This is a genomic window from Halopseudomonas xiamenensis (assembly GCF_014219065.1).
GTDB lineage: Bacteria > Pseudomonadota > Gammaproteobacteria > Pseudomonadales > Pseudomonadaceae > Halopseudomonas > Halopseudomonas xiamenensis.
Window position 1 is genome coordinate 67991 of record NZ_JACLGO010000009.1, and the last position, 17719, is coordinate 85709.

General features: G+C 63.1%; 15 protein-coding genes. 9 read left to right on the plus strand and 6 right to left on the minus strand.

The annotated features are described in order from the left end of the window. Positions 1-50: 50 nt before the first annotated feature. From H6X51_RS08065 to H6X51_RS08075, 3 genes are read left to right on the plus strand one after another with little or no spacing between them, the layout of a single operon-like run. A complete protein-coding gene (locus H6X51_RS08065; RefSeq protein WP_185267032.1) occupies positions 51-284 on the plus strand; it encodes a PP0621 family protein in 234 nt (77 codons plus the stop codon). Beyond that, positions 265-1857 carry a sensor histidine kinase gene (locus tag H6X51_RS08070; RefSeq protein WP_185267033.1) on the plus strand — a complete coding sequence of 531 codons (1593 nt, stop codon included), beginning with the start codon at positions 265-267 and terminating at the stop codon, positions 1855-1857. Before H6X51_RS08065 ends, H6X51_RS08070 begins: the two co-directional genes overlap by 20 nt. Positions 1858-1894: 37 nt before the next feature. After that, the gene (locus H6X51_RS08075; protein ID WP_328795638.1) at positions 1895-3235 is read left to right on the plus strand and encodes a sigma-54-dependent transcriptional regulator; all 1341 of its coding nucleotides are present in this window, start codon (positions 1895-1897) and stop codon (positions 3233-3235) included. A gap of 224 nt (positions 3236-3459) precedes the next feature. On the opposite strand, the gene thiO is transcribed toward H6X51_RS08075, so the two are convergent. Next, positions 3460-4572: a glycine oxidase ThiO gene (gene thiO / locus H6X51_RS08080; RefSeq protein ID WP_185267035.1), complete on the minus strand. Its 1113-nt coding sequence runs from the start codon at positions 4570-4572 to the stop codon at positions 3460-3462. 159 nt (positions 4573-4731) lie between these two features. On the opposite strand from thiO, the gene mqo reads away from it, so the two are divergent. Next, positions 4732-6219, plus strand: a complete 1488-nt coding sequence (gene mqo / locus H6X51_RS08085; RefSeq protein WP_185267036.1) for a malate dehydrogenase (quinone) — start codon at positions 4732-4734, stop codon at positions 6217-6219. Positions 6220-6283: 64 nt separating this feature from the next. Here mqo and H6X51_RS08090 read toward each other — a convergent pair whose 3' ends face one another. Further along, positions 6284-7021, minus strand: a complete 738-nt coding sequence (locus H6X51_RS08090; protein WP_185267037.1) for a substrate-binding periplasmic protein — start codon at positions 7019-7021, stop codon at positions 6284-6286. A 143-nt stretch (positions 7022-7164) separates the two neighbouring features. Next, entirely contained in the window at positions 7165-8421 is a 1257-nt protein-coding gene (glyA, locus tag H6X51_RS08095; protein WP_185267038.1) for a serine hydroxymethyltransferase, read from the minus strand. Between the two features lie 536 nt (positions 8422-8957). Here glyA and ettA point away from each other — a divergent pair. The 3 genes from ettA (at position 8958) to H6X51_RS08110 (ending at position 12789) form a co-directional block, all read left to right on the plus strand. Next, on the plus strand, positions 8958-10622 hold the full coding sequence (gene ettA / locus H6X51_RS08100; protein WP_185267039.1) for an energy-dependent translational throttle protein EttA: 1665 nt from the start codon (positions 8958-8960) through the stop codon (positions 10620-10622). 271 nt (positions 10623-10893) lie between these two features. Next, a complete protein-coding gene (gene gdhA / locus H6X51_RS08105) occupies positions 10894-12234 on the plus strand; it encodes an NADP-specific glutamate dehydrogenase (RefSeq protein ID WP_185267040.1) in 1341 nt (446 codons plus the stop codon). A gap of 180 nt (positions 12235-12414) precedes the next feature. Then, entirely contained in the window at positions 12415-12789 is a 375-nt protein-coding gene (locus tag H6X51_RS08110; RefSeq protein WP_185267041.1) for a PilZ domain-containing protein, read from the plus strand. Between the two features lie 36 nt (positions 12790-12825). On the opposite strand, the gene H6X51_RS08115 is transcribed toward H6X51_RS08110, so the two are convergent. The 3 genes from H6X51_RS08115 to H6X51_RS08125 form a co-directional block, all read right to left on the minus strand. Continuing rightward, positions 12826-13950, minus strand: coding sequence for a methyltransferase (locus H6X51_RS08115; RefSeq protein ID WP_185267042.1), 1125 nt, complete (start codon positions 13948-13950; stop codon positions 12826-12828). Between the two features lie 87 nt (positions 13951-14037). Beyond that, positions 14038-14457 (minus strand): large-conductance mechanosensitive channel protein MscL, encoded by a 420-nt coding sequence (gene mscL, locus H6X51_RS08120; protein ID WP_328795639.1) that lies wholly within the window; start codon positions 14455-14457, stop codon positions 14038-14040. 56 nt (positions 14458-14513) lie between these two features. Continuing rightward, positions 14514-15956, minus strand: coding sequence for a hypothetical protein (locus H6X51_RS08125; protein WP_185267043.1), 1443 nt, complete (start codon positions 15954-15956; stop codon positions 14514-14516). Between the two features lie 80 nt (positions 15957-16036). On the opposite strand from H6X51_RS08125, the gene radA reads away from it, so the two are divergent. Continuing rightward, positions 16037-17410, plus strand: a complete 1374-nt coding sequence (gene radA, locus H6X51_RS08130) for a DNA repair protein RadA (RefSeq protein WP_185267044.1) — start codon at positions 16037-16039, stop codon at positions 17408-17410. 110 nt (positions 17411-17520) lie between these two features. Then, on the plus strand, positions 17521-17673 hold the full coding sequence (locus H6X51_RS19930) for a hypothetical protein (protein ID WP_221627277.1): 153 nt from the start codon (positions 17521-17523) through the stop codon (positions 17671-17673). Positions 17674-17719: the final 46 nt, after the last annotated feature.

Sequence of the window (17719 nt, forward strand, 5' to 3'; positions counted from 1 at the left end):
CCCGCGTGGGATACACTAGGGGCACTTCACCTACCGGAAACAGAGCGTTCATGGGCCTGATCAAACTTTTCATCCTGCTGGTGCTGGCATATATCGCCTTCGTGTTCTGGCGGCAAATGAAGGCTGCGCAGGCGGACCGGCGCCGCAGCGCGCCACCACCCCAGGCGCCGAAGATGGTTCGCTGTGCCCAGTGCCAGTTGCATCTGCCGGAACACCTGGCGCTGCGCCAGGGCGAGAAATGGTATTGCTGCAGCGAGCACCGCGATGTGGATCAGCAGGGCTGATACGGTAGACTCCCAACGCCCGAAAATATTGCGCATCTACAATATCTATCGGGTGGTACTGGGCTTGTTCCTGACCCTGCTGACCAGCTCCGCCCTGCGCGACGGGCTGATCGACCTGCAGAACCCGGACCTGTATGAAAGCGCCAGCTGGATCTACCTGATCGTCAATGTGCTGATCGCCCTGCTGCTGCACCAGGGCAAGCGTGATCTGCACCTGTTCGTGCTGGCAGTGCTGGATATCTTCCTGCTGGCCATCCTGTTCTATGCCGCCGGCGGCGCCAGCAGTGGCCTGGGCAACCTGCTGATCATCCCGGTGGCGACCGGCAATATCCTGCTGCACGGGCGTATCGGCCAGTTGCTCGCGGCACTGGCCAGCCTGGCGCTGATCTACCTGACTTTCTTTCTCAGCCTGTCACATCCGGCCATCAGCCAGAGCTACCTGCAGGTCGGCGTGCTGGGCTGCATCTACTTCGCCGTGGCCCTGTTCGTGCAGCGTCTCAGTCGCCGCCTGCGCCAGTCGGAGAACCTGGCCCAGCAGCACGCCGCCAGCCTGGCCAACATGGAGAAGCTCAACCAGTTGATCATCCAGCGCATGCGCACCGGCATCGTGGTGATCGACGAGACGCGGGAAGTGTTGCTGGCCAACGAGGCGGCGGCGCAGATGCTCGGCAAACCCATCATCCGCGGCATGGAGCTGGATCGACTGTCGCCGGAACTGGGTCAGCGCCAGCGCCAATGGCAGGTCAACCCGTCGATCCGCGCCCTGCCGTTTCGCAACCACGTCGGTGGCGCGGAGCTGATGGCCAGCTTCAAGCGCCTGCCGGCCGACGAGAGTGAATCCCTGCTGGTGTTCCTGGATGACAATGCGGTGATGGCGCAACAGGTACAGCAGCTGAAGCTGGCCTCGCTCGGCCGGCTCACCGCCAGTATCGCCCACGAGATCCGCAACCCGCTGGGCGCGCTGAGTCACGCCGCACAACTGCTGGTCGAGTCCGAGCACATCGACGACCAGGATCGGCGCCTGACCGAGATCATCCAGCAGCATTCCAAGCGCATGAACCGGGTCATCGAAACCGTGCTGGAGCTGTCCCGGCGCCGCCAGAGCGAACCGCAACTGGTGGATCTGACGCTGTGGCTGGCGCAGTTCATCCGCGATCACCGCCAGTCCAGCCCGGCGACCGATATCATCGAATGCGAGTTCGAGAAGGAAGGTATCCTCACCCGCATGGACCCCAACCAGTTGAACCAGGTGCTCGGCAACCTGTGCCAGAACGCCTTTCGCTACAGCGGCGAGCCGGGCAGCCCGCGGACCATCTGGCTCAAGCTGTACGAGGCCACCGATACCGGTCTGCCGACCCTGGAGGTCATCGATCACGGCCCGGGCATCGATGATCGCCACCTGGGCCAGGTGTTCGAGCCGTTCTTCACCACCGACTCCTCCGGCACCGGCCTGGGCCTGTACATTTCCCGTGAGCTGTGCGAAAGCAACCAGGCCAGGCTGGAGTACGAACGCCTGGAGCCACGCGGCAGTTGCATGCGCATAGTCTTCGCTCACCCGCAACGACTGGTATGATGCATACCTTGAATAGCGTGACCGCATGGAGCACTCAGTGAACAACCCGCTGGCCCTGATCATTGACGATGAGCCCGATATCCTCGAATTGCTGGACATGACGCTGGGGCGGATGAATATCAAGACCCGCAGCGCCACCACCCTGGCCCAGGCGCTGGAGCTTCTCGGCCAGCAGCAGTTCGACCTGTGCCTGACCGACATGCGCCTGCCCGATGGCGATGGCCTCAGCGTGGTGCGCCACATCCAGCAGCATTGTCCCAGCACTCCGGTGGCCATGATCACCGCCTATGGCAGCCTGGACACGGCGATCAGCGCGCTCAAGTCCGGCGCCTTCGATTTCGTCACCAAACCGGTGGACCTGCAGCGCCTGCGCGAACTGGTCAACAGCGCCCTGCGCCTCAGCCGCCGCACTGAGCAACCGGCGGCGCCCGAGGACGACGACCCCATCCTCGGCATTTCCCCGCCGATCCGCCAGTTGCGCAAGCAGATCGCCAAGCTGGCGCGCAGCGAAGCGCCACTGTATATCAGCGGTGAATCCGGCAGCGGCAAGGAGCTGGTGGCGCGGCGTATCCATGATCTGGGACCACGGGCCTGTCATCCCTTCGTTCCGGTGAACTGCGGTGCGATCCCCTCGGAGCTGATGGAAAGCGAGTTCTTCGGTCACCGCAAGGGCAGCTTCACCGGCGCCGTGGCCGACAAGCCCGGACTGTTCCAGGCCGCCGCTGGCGGCACGCTGTTTCTCGACGAGGTCGCCGACCTGCCGCTGGCCATGCAGGTCAAGCTGCTGCGTGCAATTCAGGAAAAGGCCGTGCGCCCGGTCGGCACCCAGCAGGAAGAGCCGGTCAATGTGCGCCTGCTGTGCGCCACGCACAAGGACCTGGCACTGGAGGTGGCCGAGGGCCGTTTCCGCCAGGACCTGTTCTACCGGCTCAACGTCATCGAACTGCGGGTGCCGCCGCTGCGCGAGCGGCGCGAGGATATCCCGCTGATGGTCGAGCGTATCCTGCGGCAACTGGCGCAGCGCTCGGGGCTGGAGCAGCCATCGGTGGACCCGGCCTGCATGGAGCGGCTGAGCGGTTATCGCTTTCCCGGCAACGTGCGGGAACTGGAGAACATCCTGGAACGCGCCTTCACCCTGTGTGAAGGCGACAGCATCATGGCCGAGGACATCCAGCTCAACAGCAACCCGCTGCCGGCCGATGAGGCCGATCTCGGCCAGATCGATTCACTGGAAGACTTTCTCGATGACATCGAACGCAAGGCGCTGACCCAGGCTCTGGAGGAAGCGCGCTGGAACAAGACCGCCGCCGCCCGCCGCCTGGGCCTGACCTTTCGCTCGCTGCGCTACAGGCTGAAGAAGCTGGGGTTGGAAGATTAGCCTGGCTACAGACCGGGATGCCGGGGCGCGCTGTCGTCGAGCAGGCGCTCGACAACCCGGGCACCATGGGGTGTGGCGCGCCTGCGCTACGCCGGGATACCGTACTCGGCAGGCGGCCCGCTATCACCCCGAGGCGGGACTCCCACACCGACCATCGCAGGCCTGATGAGGTAGGAGCGCCGCCCCGGCGCGATAACGATTTTGCCACTGCAGCAGAACCGGCCCTATGGCGAGTCTGCCAGCCGCTGCACCCGACCCTCTACCCGATAGGGCACGGGATCAACCACTGGCTGGCGCCGCAGCATCAGGTCCGCCAACAGCCGGCAGGACGCCGGCGCCAGCACCAGGCCATTGCGAAAATGCCCGGTGTTCAACCACAACCCCGGATACTCCGGCACTTCACCTATATAAGGCACACCATCCGGTGACCCCGGTCGCAGCCCGGCCCACTGCCGGACCGGTTGTTGCCCAGCCAGTGCCGGCAACAGGCGCACGGCTGACGCATGCAGCGAATCCAGCGCCTGTGCCGTGGTGGTCTTGTCGAACCCTTCATGCTCCAGGGTGCTACCCAGCAGGATATGACCATCACGCCGCGGGATGGCGTAGCGGCTCTCGAACAACACCATGCTGCGCAGCCAGCCCGGCTCGCTCTTGTACAGCAGCATCTGACCTTTGACCGGCTGCACCGGCAACCCCAGCCCCAGCTCAGCCAGCAGCTCGCCACTCCAGGCCCCGGTCGCCAGTATCACGGCATCGGCCGCCAGGCGCTGGCCGCCCGCCTGCACCCCGGCCACCTTGCCCTGTTCAAGCCACAGGCGTGCATCCCCGGCATGCTCCAGCAGCCGGCAACCCGGCATCTGTGCCAGGCGCGTACGCAGCGCCGCCATCAGCCGCGGATTGCGCACGTTGGCCAGATCGGCCTGCCACAGCGCGCTGCGGTACCCTTCGGCCAACACCGGCACCTGACGGTAGATGAACTCGGCGTCCACCCGGCGCAGGGGCTTGTCCTGTCGGGCCGCCCAGTCCAGCGCATCATCCTGCTCGGCGTGGTCGAGCCAGAGCAGGCCACAGGGTGTGACCTCGGGATCGATGGCGGTGGCTTTTGCCAATTGCTCGCCCAACTGCGGATAGAAACCCTGCGACCAATCGGCCAGCCGGCTGATCGCTGGTGGGTAGCGCCACGGATACAGCGGGGAGACTATGCCGCCCCCGGCCCAGGACGCCTCACGACCGACCTGCTGGCGCTCGACCAGCGTCACCCGCGCGCCGGCATCCAGCAGATTGAGGGCCGACAGGCAGCCGATCACGCCCCCGCCGATGATCACGATATCCTGCATGACTGAGCTTTCCCCTGCGACTTGCCGGCCCGCGGCAAGCCCTCTGCGCGCGGCAACTGCCGCTGTTCACGGGCAGTTTTCAGCCATGCAAAGGTTATGACACGGAACCGGATAAAACGGGTATGATACGCGCAGTTTTTCGTAAGAGGCGACATGTAAATGACAGCAAAAGATGTAGACGTATTGCTGGTCGGTGGTGGCGTCATGAGCGCTACACTCGGAATGTTGCTCAAACAGCTCGATCCCAATATGACCATTACCCTGGTCGAACGTCTGGATCACGTTGCTCATGAGAGCACGGATGGCTGGAACAATGCCGGCACGGGGCACGCCGGTTACTGTGAGCTGAACTACACTCCCGAATCCGATGATGGCAACATCACGATCAACCGCGCATTATCGATCAATGCCAACTTCGAGGTGACCCTGCAGTTCTGGTCCTACCTCGTCGAGCAGAAGATCCTCCCCGCACCCAGTAAGTTCATCAACCCCACCGCACACCAGAGTTTCGTCTGGGGCGAGAAGGACGTTGCCTTCCTGCGCAAACGTCATGAACTTCTCAGCGCCCATCATCTGTTTGCAGAAATGCAGTACAGCGAGTCAGCCGAGCAACTCGCCGAATGGATGCCGCTGGTCATGCAACAGCGCCAGGACGGCCAGCCGGTTGCCGCCACTCGGGTCGAGCACGGCTCGGATGTCGACTTCGGCTCCCTGACCCGCAACATGGTCAGCCACCTGACCACCCAGGACAATTTCGACCTGCACCTCAGCCACGCGGTCAAGAGTCTGCGCAAGGGCAAGAATGGACGCTGGCGAGTCATCGTCAAGGACGAGCAGAGCGGCGAGGAAAAGACCTTCAGCGCCGGCTTCGTGTTCCTTGGCGCCGGTGGCGGCTCCCTGCCGTTGCTGCAGAAGTCCAATATCGAGGAAAGCCAGGGCTATGGTGGCTTCCCGGTCAGCGGCCAGTGGCTGGTCTGCAAGAAGCCGGAGATCGTCCAGCAACACCATTCCAAGGTCTACGGCAAGGCACCGGTCGGCGCACCACCAATGTCGGTTCCGCACCTGGATACCCGCATTATCAATGGCAAGCCTGCCCTGCTGTTCGGCCCCTTCGCCGGATTCACCACCAAGTTCCTGAAGAAGGGCTCGGTGTTCGACCTGTTCTCCTCGGTCAAACCCTACAACGTGGCGCCGATGATGGCAGTCGGACGGGATAACATGGACCTGACCCGTTACCTGATCAGCGAGTCCTTCCAGTCCCACTCGAACCGGGTCGCCTCCCTGCGCAACTTCTTCCCCGATGCCAAGGAAGAAGACTGGACACTGCAGAATGCCGGCATGCGCGTGCAGATCATCAAGAAGGACGCCAAGGGCCACGGCAAGCTGGAGTTCGGCACCGAGATCGTTGCCGCCAAAGATGGCAGCCTGGCCGCCCTGCTGGGTGCCTCACCCGGTGCCTCCACCGCCGTGCAGGCGATGATCGACGTTCTTGAACGCTGCTTCAGTGGGCGTATGGCCACGCCGCAATGGCAGGCCCGCATGAAGGAGCTGGTGCCGTCCTATGGGCAATCACTGGTTGACGATGCCGAGCTGCTCAGGACCGTCCGCGAGCGGACCCTGACTACACTCGAGCTGCGTCGCGACTGACCAGCCCGCCACCGCTGGAAACCCTGGATACCACGCCGGGGTTTCCCAAGCGCTTCCCGACTCGCTACTGGCGCGTCACATCCAACTCGACACCGCGGGCCTGCAGCCGGTCGAAGGCCGCATCCAGATCGACCTGCAACTGCTCGGCAAACCCCGAGTGGCGCGACAGCACGAAGCGCATCGGCATTTCCGCCACCTCGATCGACGGCAGCTCCTCCACATCCAACGTCTGCATCGCCGACGCCACCTGGGTCCGATAATCCAGCAGATAGTCACCGCGCCCACGCAACAGCATGCGCAGCGCACCTATATGCGAGTTGCTCTTGTTCACCCTGAGCCGGCGCTCGGGGTCGTTAAGAACCTCCCGCAGGGCCGTGGTGTAGGTGAAATTGGTGATCATGATCAGGCTCTTGTCATGAATGTCCTGCGGCCAGCGCGGCGGTGACGTGCCCGGCCGGTAGTACAGGTTTATCCCCACCAGCCCCAGATTGCGCCCGGTCTGCAGGGTGTGCTCCTCGAGCCCCGGCTTGTTCAGCATACCCGGCCATACATGCACTTCACCGGTTTCCAGCCCCAGCCAGATACGCGCCGCCGGCAGAATACGCAGCTCGGCCTGGTAGCCAGCCTCGCGCAGGAGCTTGCTGGTCAGAGTGACACCCTTGCCCACCGGCACGCCGGCCTCATCCAGCTCCGCATACCCGGCGAAAGGCAGGAACGCCACCTGCACCACGGGTTTTTCCTGCGCCGCACAGGCACCAGAGTAGAGAAGAAATACCGCCAGCCATACCGCTGCCTTGCGCATAAGGCCTCCCATAACTTGTCCAATCGCCTAACGGACCACCCCGATATCGCCACAGGATAAAGGCCGCAGCCAGGAACCACCAGCTATAAAAAAACCCCTTGTCGGCGACCGGCAAGGGGTTCTGCACTGCGGTGCGGTACGGCTCAGTCGCGGTAGACCGGCAGGCGGGCGCAGATCGCCTTGACCTGCTCGCGCACCCGATCGATCACCGACTCATCACCCATGTTGTCGAGGATGTCGCAGATCCAGCCGGCCAGCTCGCGGCACTCGGCTTCCTGGAAACCACGGGTGGTCACCGCCGGGGTACCGATACGCAGGCCGGAGGTCACGAACGGCGAGCGTGGATCGTTCGGCACCGCGTTCTTGTTCACGGTGATGAAGGCGCGACCCAGGGCAGCGTCCGCATCCTTGCCGGTGATGTCCTGCTTTATCAGCGACAGCAGGAACAGGTGGTTCTGGGTGCCACCGGATACCACGTCGAAGCCGCGCTCGATGAACACCCCAGCCATGGCCTGGGCATTCTTCACCACCTGCTGCTGGTAGGCCTTGAACTCGTCGCTCATGGCTTCCTTGAAGCAGATCGCCTTGGCCGCGATCACGTGCATCAGCGGGCCACCCTGGCCACCGGGGAATACCGCCGAGTTCAGCTTCTTCTCCAGCTCTTCGTTGGCACGGGCCAGGATCAGGCCGCCGCGCGGGCCGCGCAGGGTCTTGTGGGTAGTAGTGGTGACCACGTCGGCGTAGGGCACCGGGTTCGGGTAGACGCCCGCGGCGACCAGGCCGGCGACGTGAGCCATGTCGACGAACAGGTAGGCGCCGACCTTGTCGGCGATCTCGCGAAAGCGCGGGAAGTCGAGAATCTGCGAGTAGGCGGAGAAGCCGGCGACGATCATCTTCGGCTTGTGCTCGATCGCCAGGCGCTCCAGCTCATCGTAGTCGATCAGGCCGGTGGTGGTGTCGATGCCATACTGCACGGCGTTGTACATCTTGCCGGAGAAGTTGACCGCGGCGCCGTGGGTCAGGTGACCACCGTGGGCCAGGCTCATGCCCAGCACGGTGTCGCCCGGCTGAACCAGCGCCTGGAATACCGCGCTGTTGGCCTGGGAGCCGGCGTGCGGCTGGACGTTGGCGTAGTCGGCGCCGAACAGCTGCTTGGCGCGATCGATAGCCAGTTGCTCAGCCACGTCGACGAACTCACAGCCGCCATAGTAACGCTTGCCCGGGTAACCTTCGGCATACTTGTTGGTGAGCACCGAACCCTGTGCCTGCATGACCGCAGGACTGGTGTAGTTCTCGGATGCGATCAGCTCGATGTGCTCTTCCTGACGCTGGGCTTCCTGCTGCATGGCTGCCCACAGCTCGGCGTCGAAAGTGGCAATATCGTTGGAACGGCTAAACATGTCACGGCCCTCTGCCAGAGATGTACTAATAAAAAAGAGGCGGCATTTTACCCCAACTGGGCGCAACTGGCACTTGAAAAGCGTTCAGGCGGTCGGCAAATGAATTTCAAGGGGGTCCCCCCTCTCCCCCGGCCCCTCTCCCGCAAGGGGCGAGGGGTGACTCGCGACTGGTTGGCCATGCCATCCTGAAAGCAAATGGCTGCCGGACAGTATCATCAGGGCAACATCATTCTCAGACCTGATATTCCAAGACCTTAACCTGACCAGAGACGCGGTAATCCGGGATTACTCCACAGCCACCGGCACGAGTCACCCCTCGCCCCTTACGGGGCGAAAGCGGGAAAAGCGAAGCACTGCTTCGCCCGCTTGAGCGCCCTGAGCTCTGCGAAGGGCTGGGGCGCGGAGCGGGGGCCGGGGGAGAGGGGGAAGCATAGCCCCATAATTTGCCCTACACACCGACTTCAGCTAGCCTTGCCCACCATCGCGCACCACTCCTGGTGCAGTTCCCATATTCAGCAGATCAAGGTGGCGTCCACATGGCCCAATACGTTTACAGCATGCACCGGGTGAGCAAGGTTGTGCCGCCCAAGCGTCAGATCCTCAAGGATATTTCCCTGTCATTCTTCCCTGGCGCCAAGATCGGCGTGCTGGGCCTCAACGGTGCCGGCAAGTCCACCCTGCTGCGCATCATGGCCGGGGTCGATACCGAGTTCGATGGCGAAGCCCGGCCGATGCCCGGCATCAATGTCGGCTACCTGCCCCAGGAGCCGCAACTGGACCCGGAAAAGACCGTGCGCGACATCGTCGAGGAAGCGGTCAGCCAGATCAAGGATGCCCAGGCCCGGCTGGACGAGGTCTATGCCGCCTATGCCGAGCCGGATGCCGACTTCGATGCGCTGGCCGCCGAGCAGGCCAAGCTGGAAGCCATCCTGCAAGCCGCCGATGGCCACAACCTGGATCGGCAGTTGGAAGTGGCCGCCGATGCCCTGCGCCTACCGCCGTGGGATGCGCTGATTGGTCACCTGTCCGGTGGCGAGAAGCGCCGCGTGGCGCTGTGCCGCCTGCTACTGTCGGCACCCGACATGCTGCTGCTGGACGAGCCGACCAACCACCTGGACGCCGATTCGGTCGCCTGGCTGGAGCAGTTCCTGCATAACTTCCCCGGCACCGTGGTGGCCATCACCCACGACCGCTACTTCCTGGACAACGTCGCCGGCTGGATCCTGGAACTGGACCGTGGCCACGGCATCCCCTTCGAGGGCAACTACTCCCAGTGGCTGGAATCCAAGGCCGCGCGCCTGAGTGCCGAGGCCAAGCAGGAAGCCTCGCATGCCAAGGCGATGAAGGCCGAGCTGGAGTGGGTACGCCAGGGCGCCAAGGGCCGCCAGGCCAAGTCCAAGGCCCGTCTGCAGCGTTTCGAGGAAATGCAGTCCCAGGAATTCCAGAAGCGCAGCGAAACCAACGAGATCTACATCCCGGCCGGACCGCGCCTGGGTGACAAGGTCATCGAACTGCACAGCGTCACCAAGAGCTATGGCGATCGCGTGTTGATCGACGATCTGAGCCTGAGCATTCCCAAGGGTGCCATCGTCGGCGTGATCGGCGGAAACGGCGCGGGCAAGTCCACCCTGCTGCGCATGATCACTGGCAAGGAACAACCCGACAGTGGCGAGATCGTCATCGGCGAGACGGTAAAGATCGCCAGCGTCGATCAGAGTCGCGACGATCTGGACGGCAACAAGACCGTCTGGGAACAGGTCTCCGACGGCTTCGACATGATCACCGTGGGCGGCTATGAAGTCCCCTCACGTGGCTACGTCGGCCGCTTCAACTTCAAGGGCGCCGATCAGCAGAAGTTCGTCAAGGATCTATCCGGTGGTGAACGCGGCCGACTGCACCTGGCACTGACGCTGAAACAGGGTGCCAACGTGCTTCTGCTTGACGAACCGTCCAACGACCTCGATGTGGAAACCCTGCGGGCACTGGAAGAGGCATTGCTGGACTTCCCCGGCTCGGCCATCGTGATTTCCCACGACCGCTGGTTCCTGGACCGCATCGCCACCCATATTCTTTCTTATGAAGACGATGCGAAGGTGGTATTCTTCGAAGGCAACTACACCGAATTCGAAGCGGACCGCAAGAAACGCCTGGGCGAAGCAGCTGCCCAGCCACATCGTGTGCGCTACAAAAAACTGGCCTGACGAAAAAGTCACATTTTATTGGAACTTTTCCGACCTGCCGCGTGCGACCAAAACGCGCACGCGACAGGGCTTCTCATGAAAGCCATAAAACCCTTAAAAAACATTAAGTTGAAGCTGTTTAACGAGTATCTAGCGACCCCCTGCGCACTACTGCAGGGCACCCTTGATCCCCATTGACGTGCATGTTTTTTTGTTAAGCACTATTTCAGAGCGTGCTCACCTCTGATAAATTTGCACCAACACGTCTTAAACTTGCAAAAAAGAGACCTCCATGACTGACACGCTGACAGCCTGCCTGGCGCATCTGAAACTGCGCGACCCAGGGCAACCCGAATTCCATCAGGCAGCCGAAGAAGTACTGAGCACGCTGTGGCCTTTCCTGGAAGAGAACCCCAAGTACCTGAAAGCCGGCATCATCGAGCGCCTGATCGAGCCCGAGCGCGTGATCATGTTCCGCGTACCGTGGATGGACGATAACGGCCAGGTGCATGTCAATCGCGGCTTCCGCGTGCAGATGAGCAGTGCCATCGGCCCGTACAAGGGCGGCCTGCGCTTCCATCCGTCGGTCAACCTGGGCGTGCTCAAGTTCCTCGCCTTCGAGCAGGTCTTCAAGAATGCCCTGACCACCCTGCCCATGGGCGGCGGCAAGGGCGGCTCCGATTTCGATCCCAAGGGCAAGAGCGATGCGGAAGTCATGCGTTTCTGCCAGTCGTTCATGACCGAGCTGTCCCGTCACATCGGCGAGAACCTCGACATTCCGGCCGGCGATATCGGCGTCGGTGCCCGGGAAATCGGCTACATGTACGGTCAGTACAAGCGCCTGCGCAACGAGTTCACCTCGGTATTGACCGGCAAGGGCCTGACCTATGGCGGCAGCCTGATCCGTCCGGAAGCCACTGGCTACGGCTGTGTGTACTTCACCGAGGAAATGCTGCAGGAACGCGGCCGCAGCCTGGAAGGCCTGCGTGTGGCGATTTCCGGTTCCGGCAATGTTGCCCAGTATGCCGCTCTCAAGGCCATGGATCTGGGCGCGGTGGTGATCTCGATCTCCGACTCCGGCGGCACGCTGTACTTCCCCGAGGGCATGACCACCGAGCAGTGGCATTACCTGATGGAGCTGAAGAACGAGCGCCGCGCGCGCCTGCAGGACATGGCCCAGGAACTGCAACTGGAGTTCCTGAGCAAGCGTACTCCCTGGCACCTGCCCTGCGATATCGCCCTGCCCTGCGCCACGCAGAATGAACTGGACGGCGATGACGCCCGCATGCTGGTCGCCAATGGCTGCTTCTGCGTCGCCGAAGGTGCCAACATGCCGTCCACCCTGGAAGCGGTCGATGTGTTCCTGGAGAACCGCATCCTGTTCGCCCCGGGCAAGGCAGCCAATGCCGGCGGCGTGGCCGTCAGCGGCCTGGAAATGAGCCAGAACGCCATGCGCATGCAGTGGACTTCCGGTGAAGTGGATACCAAGTTGCATGCCATCATGCAGTCCATCCACTCCGCCTGCGAGCGCTACGGCAAGGAAGAAGACGGCTTCATCAACTATGTGAAAGGCGCCAACATCGCCGGCTTCGTCAAGGTCGCCGACGCCATGCTGGCCCAGGGCGTGGTCTGAACCGCGCCTGCTTTTCAATGTCGTCCCGGCCTTCGCCGTAATGCTAACCTGTCATCCTTCGCACAAGCGAAGGATGACAGGGTTCGGTGAAGGATCCAGAGTAAGCCAGTACATCCGCAAAACACCACCAGCTGAGCAGCTATAATAACGGCGTAACGTAGCCGCCCGATGGGGGCCGTCATGTCCGAGAATTATCGCCGCTTTTCCCGCATTCCCTTCGATGCCCATGTCAGTCTGCAACAGGATGGCTGGCAAGCCCACGGCCAACTGATCGACATCTCCTTGCATGGCCTGCTGCTCAGGCAGCCCGATAACTGGTCACAGGTGGATACCAGTCAGTCCCTGCGTGCGGTGGTCGAGCTGTCCAGCACCGACCAGATCCATATGGAGGTGGGCCTGGTGTTCGCTCGCAACGGCCTGCTCGGGCTGGAGTGCCGGCATATCGACCTCGACTCCATCAGCCACCTGAAACGCCTGGTGGTGCTGAATCTGGGGGATGATGCACTGGCCGAGCGCGAGCTGGCCGCGCTGTGCGCCGATCCGCCGACGACCTGATCCTGGGGCTGGGCTACCCGGGCAGACCACCCCGGCTCAAGCGGCGCGCAACACCACGAACTTGCTGTTGCCGCCGATCTGCTCGACCTTGCCAAAGAAGCGCCGCAGCTTGACGTGATAACCGAGATGGCGGTTGCCTACCACCAGCAGCGTGCCATCGGCGGCCAGGGCCTGCCGGCTCTGCTGGAACAGGCGCAGGGCGATCTCGTCACCGATTACCTGCTGCTGGTGAAACGGCGGGTTGCACAGCACCAGGTCGGCGCTGCCGGCAGGCCCATCCAGCAGGCCGTCATTGACGATAAAGCTGGCTTGCCGCTCCGGGAACAGGCGGTTGAAGTTGTCCCGGGCCGAAGCGACCGCCGCATGGGACTCATCGATGAAGGTCAGGTGCGCCTCGGGGTTGAGCAGGGCGGCCTGGATCCCCAGTGCGCCGTTGCCACAGCCAAGATCGACGATGCGCACTGCGCCGTCCAGCCGCGCAATGCATGGCAGCAGCACGCGGGTGCCGATATCCAGCCGCTCACGGGAGAATACTCCGGGGCGGTTGACCAGTTCGCAGTGGCTGTCGGGCAGCGGATAATGGGTGACCAGCTGCGGCGCGCCGGGGTCGAGCGCGCTGTCGAGACGTGCGGTCAGCAGGCGCGCCTTCTTCCACGCCAGCGAAGCCTGGTAGGGGCCGATATACCCGGCCAGCAGATCGCCAGCGCTGGGCGGCAAGTGCTTGAGCATGGCACCGGCGATGACCAGCGCATCGGCTGACAGCAGCGGCCGCAGGCGGCTGAGCTGGTCTTCCAGCAGGGCCAGGCTTTTCGGAATCCGCAGCAGTACCCGGGCAATCGGCGCCGCGGGCAACTGCTGGCTGTCGACGAAGGTGATGCGCTCGGCGGCCAGCCGGTTGTGGCGGACATTCAGCTGCAGCGCCCGCTGCGCCAGATACGAGTCACCCCAGCTGACCACCTCACAGCCCTGCAGCGCCAGGGCGCAGGCCAGCGCACCGAAGTTGTCATTGACCACCAGTACCGGGCCGGTACCAGCCCCCTGCTCTGCCAGCGACTGCAGCAGATACAGGTCCGCCGTATCGACAGGCTGCAGGGTCGGATTACGGGTAGGTGGATAGCGCTCGAGCTGCAGCGGGCCGAAGGGGGTATCGCAGTGGTACATGGCGGACCGGTCTTGGATGAAAAGGCCGCCAGTATAGCATCACCGCTGGCGTCGCCCGGTCGGATATCTGCCGGACGACGCCAGATGTCAGGGTTGCGACTTGTCGACCTGCTGCCTGAGCAGATCGCGGATATCGGTCAGCAACACCTCCTCGGTACTGGGACCGGCCGGTTCCGCTGCTGCCGCCTCTTCCTGGCGCTTGAGCGAGTTCATCACCTTGATGGCAACGAAGATCGCTGCGGCGATGATCAGGAAATCGACGATGCTCTGGATGAAGGCGCCATAGCCCAGGGTCACCGCAGCCAGGTCACCTTCGGCCTCGCGCAGCACCACTGCCAGGTCGCTGAAATCCACCCCGCCGATCAGCAGCCCCAGCGGCGGCATGACGATATTGTCCACGAAGGATGACACCACCTTGCCGAAGGCGGCGCCGACGATGATACCCACAGCCATGTCGATGACATTGCCGCGCATGGCGAATGACTTGAATTCCTGAATCAGACTCATGTTGTCCCCTCTCCTGTAAGCCATCATGGCTGGGTTAATTTGATATCTTTTACAACTTATTTCAACGCCTGTTGCAGGGTCTGGCAGAGTATCTTCAAGGTCTGCACCCGTGCGTAGCGTTTGTTCTCGGCGGAAATGACGTGCCAGGGCGCGGATGCCGTATCGGTATGAGCCAGCATGTCGTTCAGGGCCTGCTCGTATCGCGGCCAGCGCTTGCGGTTGCGCCAGTCCTCATCGGTCAGTTTGTAGCGCTTGAGCGGAGAACGTTCGCGGGCCTGGAAGCGCCGCAGTTGCTCATCCTCGGTGATGGCCAGCCAGAACTTCACCACCAGTGTGCCCTTGGCCTGCAGCTGGTCCTCGAAGTCGTTGATTTCGCCGTAGGCGCGCTGCCACTGCCGGCGGTTGCAGAAGCGCTCCACCCGCTCGACCAGGACCCGCCCGTAGTAGCTGCGATCGAAGATCACCACCCGGCCCGGGGTCGGCACCCGACGCCAGAAGCGCAGCAGGTAGGGCTGCCGACGCTGCTCCCTGGTCGGCGCACGGGTACCATGGACGCGCATGTAGCGCGGGTCCAGGCACTGGGTGATACGGCGGATGGTGCCACCCTTGCCGGCCGCGTCGGCGCCTTCGAATACCAACAGCAGGCTGCGCTCGGCGAACCCCGGATGCCGCACCAGCTCGCGCAACCGGGCCTGGTAGTGCCTTAGCTGCTGTCTGTATTGCTGCTTGCCCAGCGTGAGACGGTAATCCACCTGCTGCAGGCGGGTCAGCGGTGCCGGTAGCAAGGGCGTCGGTGCCGGACCTTTGTTCTGCTTGCCCAGCAATTGCTGGATCTGTTGCAACACGATCTGGCCGACACGGATATCCCGGTAGTGGGCATCATCGCTGGGCACGGCGATCCAGGGTGCCTGTGGGGTCGAGGTCAGTGCGCTCATCAGATGCGCCGAGGTGGTCACCTTTTCACGGTCGACTGAACCCAGGTCCCCCCATTCACGCATCACCACAGTCTGCTCCTGGCCCGCCGATTGGTTTTCACCGCTCGGCGAACGTTCAACCTGCAGCCACAGCTTGACCAGCGCCACGCCCTCCTCGGTCAGCAGTTGCTCGAAGCGGGCGATCTCCTCCATCTGTCGGCGGAACGCCTCGCTGTCGATCTCGCCCCGGCAGTAGCGGATCTGCGGCTGGTGGTACCAGGAACCGAGGTAGAAGCCGAGCTTGCCCGGCCCGGGCAAGCTGATCCAGTAGCGCCACAGGTGCGGCATGCGCTGTTCGATACCCTGGGGCAAGGCGAAGGCACGGGTGTCGAGAAAGCGGTTGTCCAGCCAGGCATAGAAACTGTAGATGGCTTCGGCCTTGCCGCCATTGTCATTACCGCTGACCAGCACCAGCACCGGCCCCTTGTTCGCCTTGCGCAGTTCATACTGCGCCTCGAGCAGCGCCTCGGTGAGTTCGGCACGCTGTCTTTTGAGTGCTTTCTTGCTGGGACTGTGTTCCGGCATCTTTGTCGCCTGTGTCAGGATTTATTGCGTGTCGAACAGTATAGTGACGGCTGACTGCAAACAGCTTCAATGGAACGTTAATGGCGAAGAACAAACGACTCTACGGCTGCACCGAGTGTGGTGCCACCTTTACCAAGTGGGCCGGCCAGTGCGCCGAATGCCGGGCCTGGAATACCCTGGTGGAAACCGTGATCGACACCACGCCGGTTGGTGGCAGCGGCAGCGCGCGCAGCAGCAACTGGGCGGGCGAAGCGGCCCAGGTCAGGACCCTGGCCGAAGTGTCCACCGAGGAAATGCCACGCCAGCCCAGCGGCTCTTCCGAGCTGGACCGGGTGCTGGGCGGCGGGCTGGTCGGTGGCTCTGTGGTGCTGATCGGTGGTGACCCGGGCATCGGCAAATCGACCATACTGCTGCAGACCCTGTGCCGCCTGGCGCAGAGCATGCCGGCACTCTACGTCACCGGCGAGGAATCGCAGCAGCAGGTGGCCATGCGCGCCAAGCGCCTGAGCCTGCCGGAAGACAAGCTCAAGGTGATGACCGAGACCTGCATCGAAAGCATCATCGCCACCGCCCGCCGCGAGCAGCCGAAGGTCATGGTGGTCGATTCGATCCAGACCATTTTCACCGAACAACTGCAGTCGGCACCCGGTGGCGTGGCCCAGGTGCGGGAAAGCGCCGCGCTGCTGGTGCGCTATGCCAAGCAGAGCGGCACCGCCATCTTCCTGGTCGGCCATGTGACCAAGGAAGGCTCGCTGGCCGGCCCGCGCGTGCTGGAGCACATGGTCGATACCGTGCTGTATTTCGAAGGCGAGGCCGATGGCCGCCTGCGCATGCTGCGCGCGGTGAAGAACCGCTTCGGTGCGGTCAACGAGCTGGGCGTGTTCGCCATGACCGACAAGGGCCTGAAGGAAGTCGCCAACCCCTCGGCGATCTTTCTCTCGCGCTATGAGGCGCCGATCCCCGGCAGTGTGGTGATGTCCACCTGGGAGGGCTCACGGCCGATGCTGGTGGAGGTGCAGGCACTGGTCGACACCAGTCACCTGGGCAACCCGCGGCGCGTCACCCTGGGGCTGGACCAGAACCGTCTGGCCATGCTGCTGGCGGTACTGCACCGGCATGGCGGCGTGCCGACCTACGACCAGGATGTGTTCGTCAACGTGGTCGGTGGGGTCAAGGTGCTGGAAACCGCCGCCGACCTGGCACTGCTGGCCGCGGTGATCTCCAGCCTGCGCAATCGACCGCTGCCGATGGACCTGATGGTATTCGGCGAGCTGGGCCTGTCCGGTGAGATCCGCCCGGTACCCAGCGGCCAGGAGCGTCTGAAGGAAGCCGCCAAGCACGGCTTCACCCGCGCCATCGTGCCCAAGGCCAATGCCCCCAAGGAAGCGCCCAAGGGCATGCAGGTGGTCCAGGTCACCCGACTGGACGAGGCCCTGGGCGTGTTGTTCGATTGAGGCGAGGCCGGATGCCGGCATTGGAGGGTCGAGTGGTTGTGCACATAAACTGTGGATAACTCTGTGAGCAGGCTTGTAGTAAACGCCGCTGAGCCATGCCGGGACAGGCGTTGACCGAACTCGTTCAAAAAACAACCAGCCCGCCCGATACCCATTTCAAAGGTAGTGGCAAAATGGCTGCAGCAGGCGGATTTGCGGGCTTTACAATTTTGTCCAGCAGAAAGTGTGCGGTCCGCCGCAGTTTTCCGGAAATGGGTTATTGACAGGCCGGCGTAAAAATGGCCCCACAGAAGTGTTCCACACAAACTG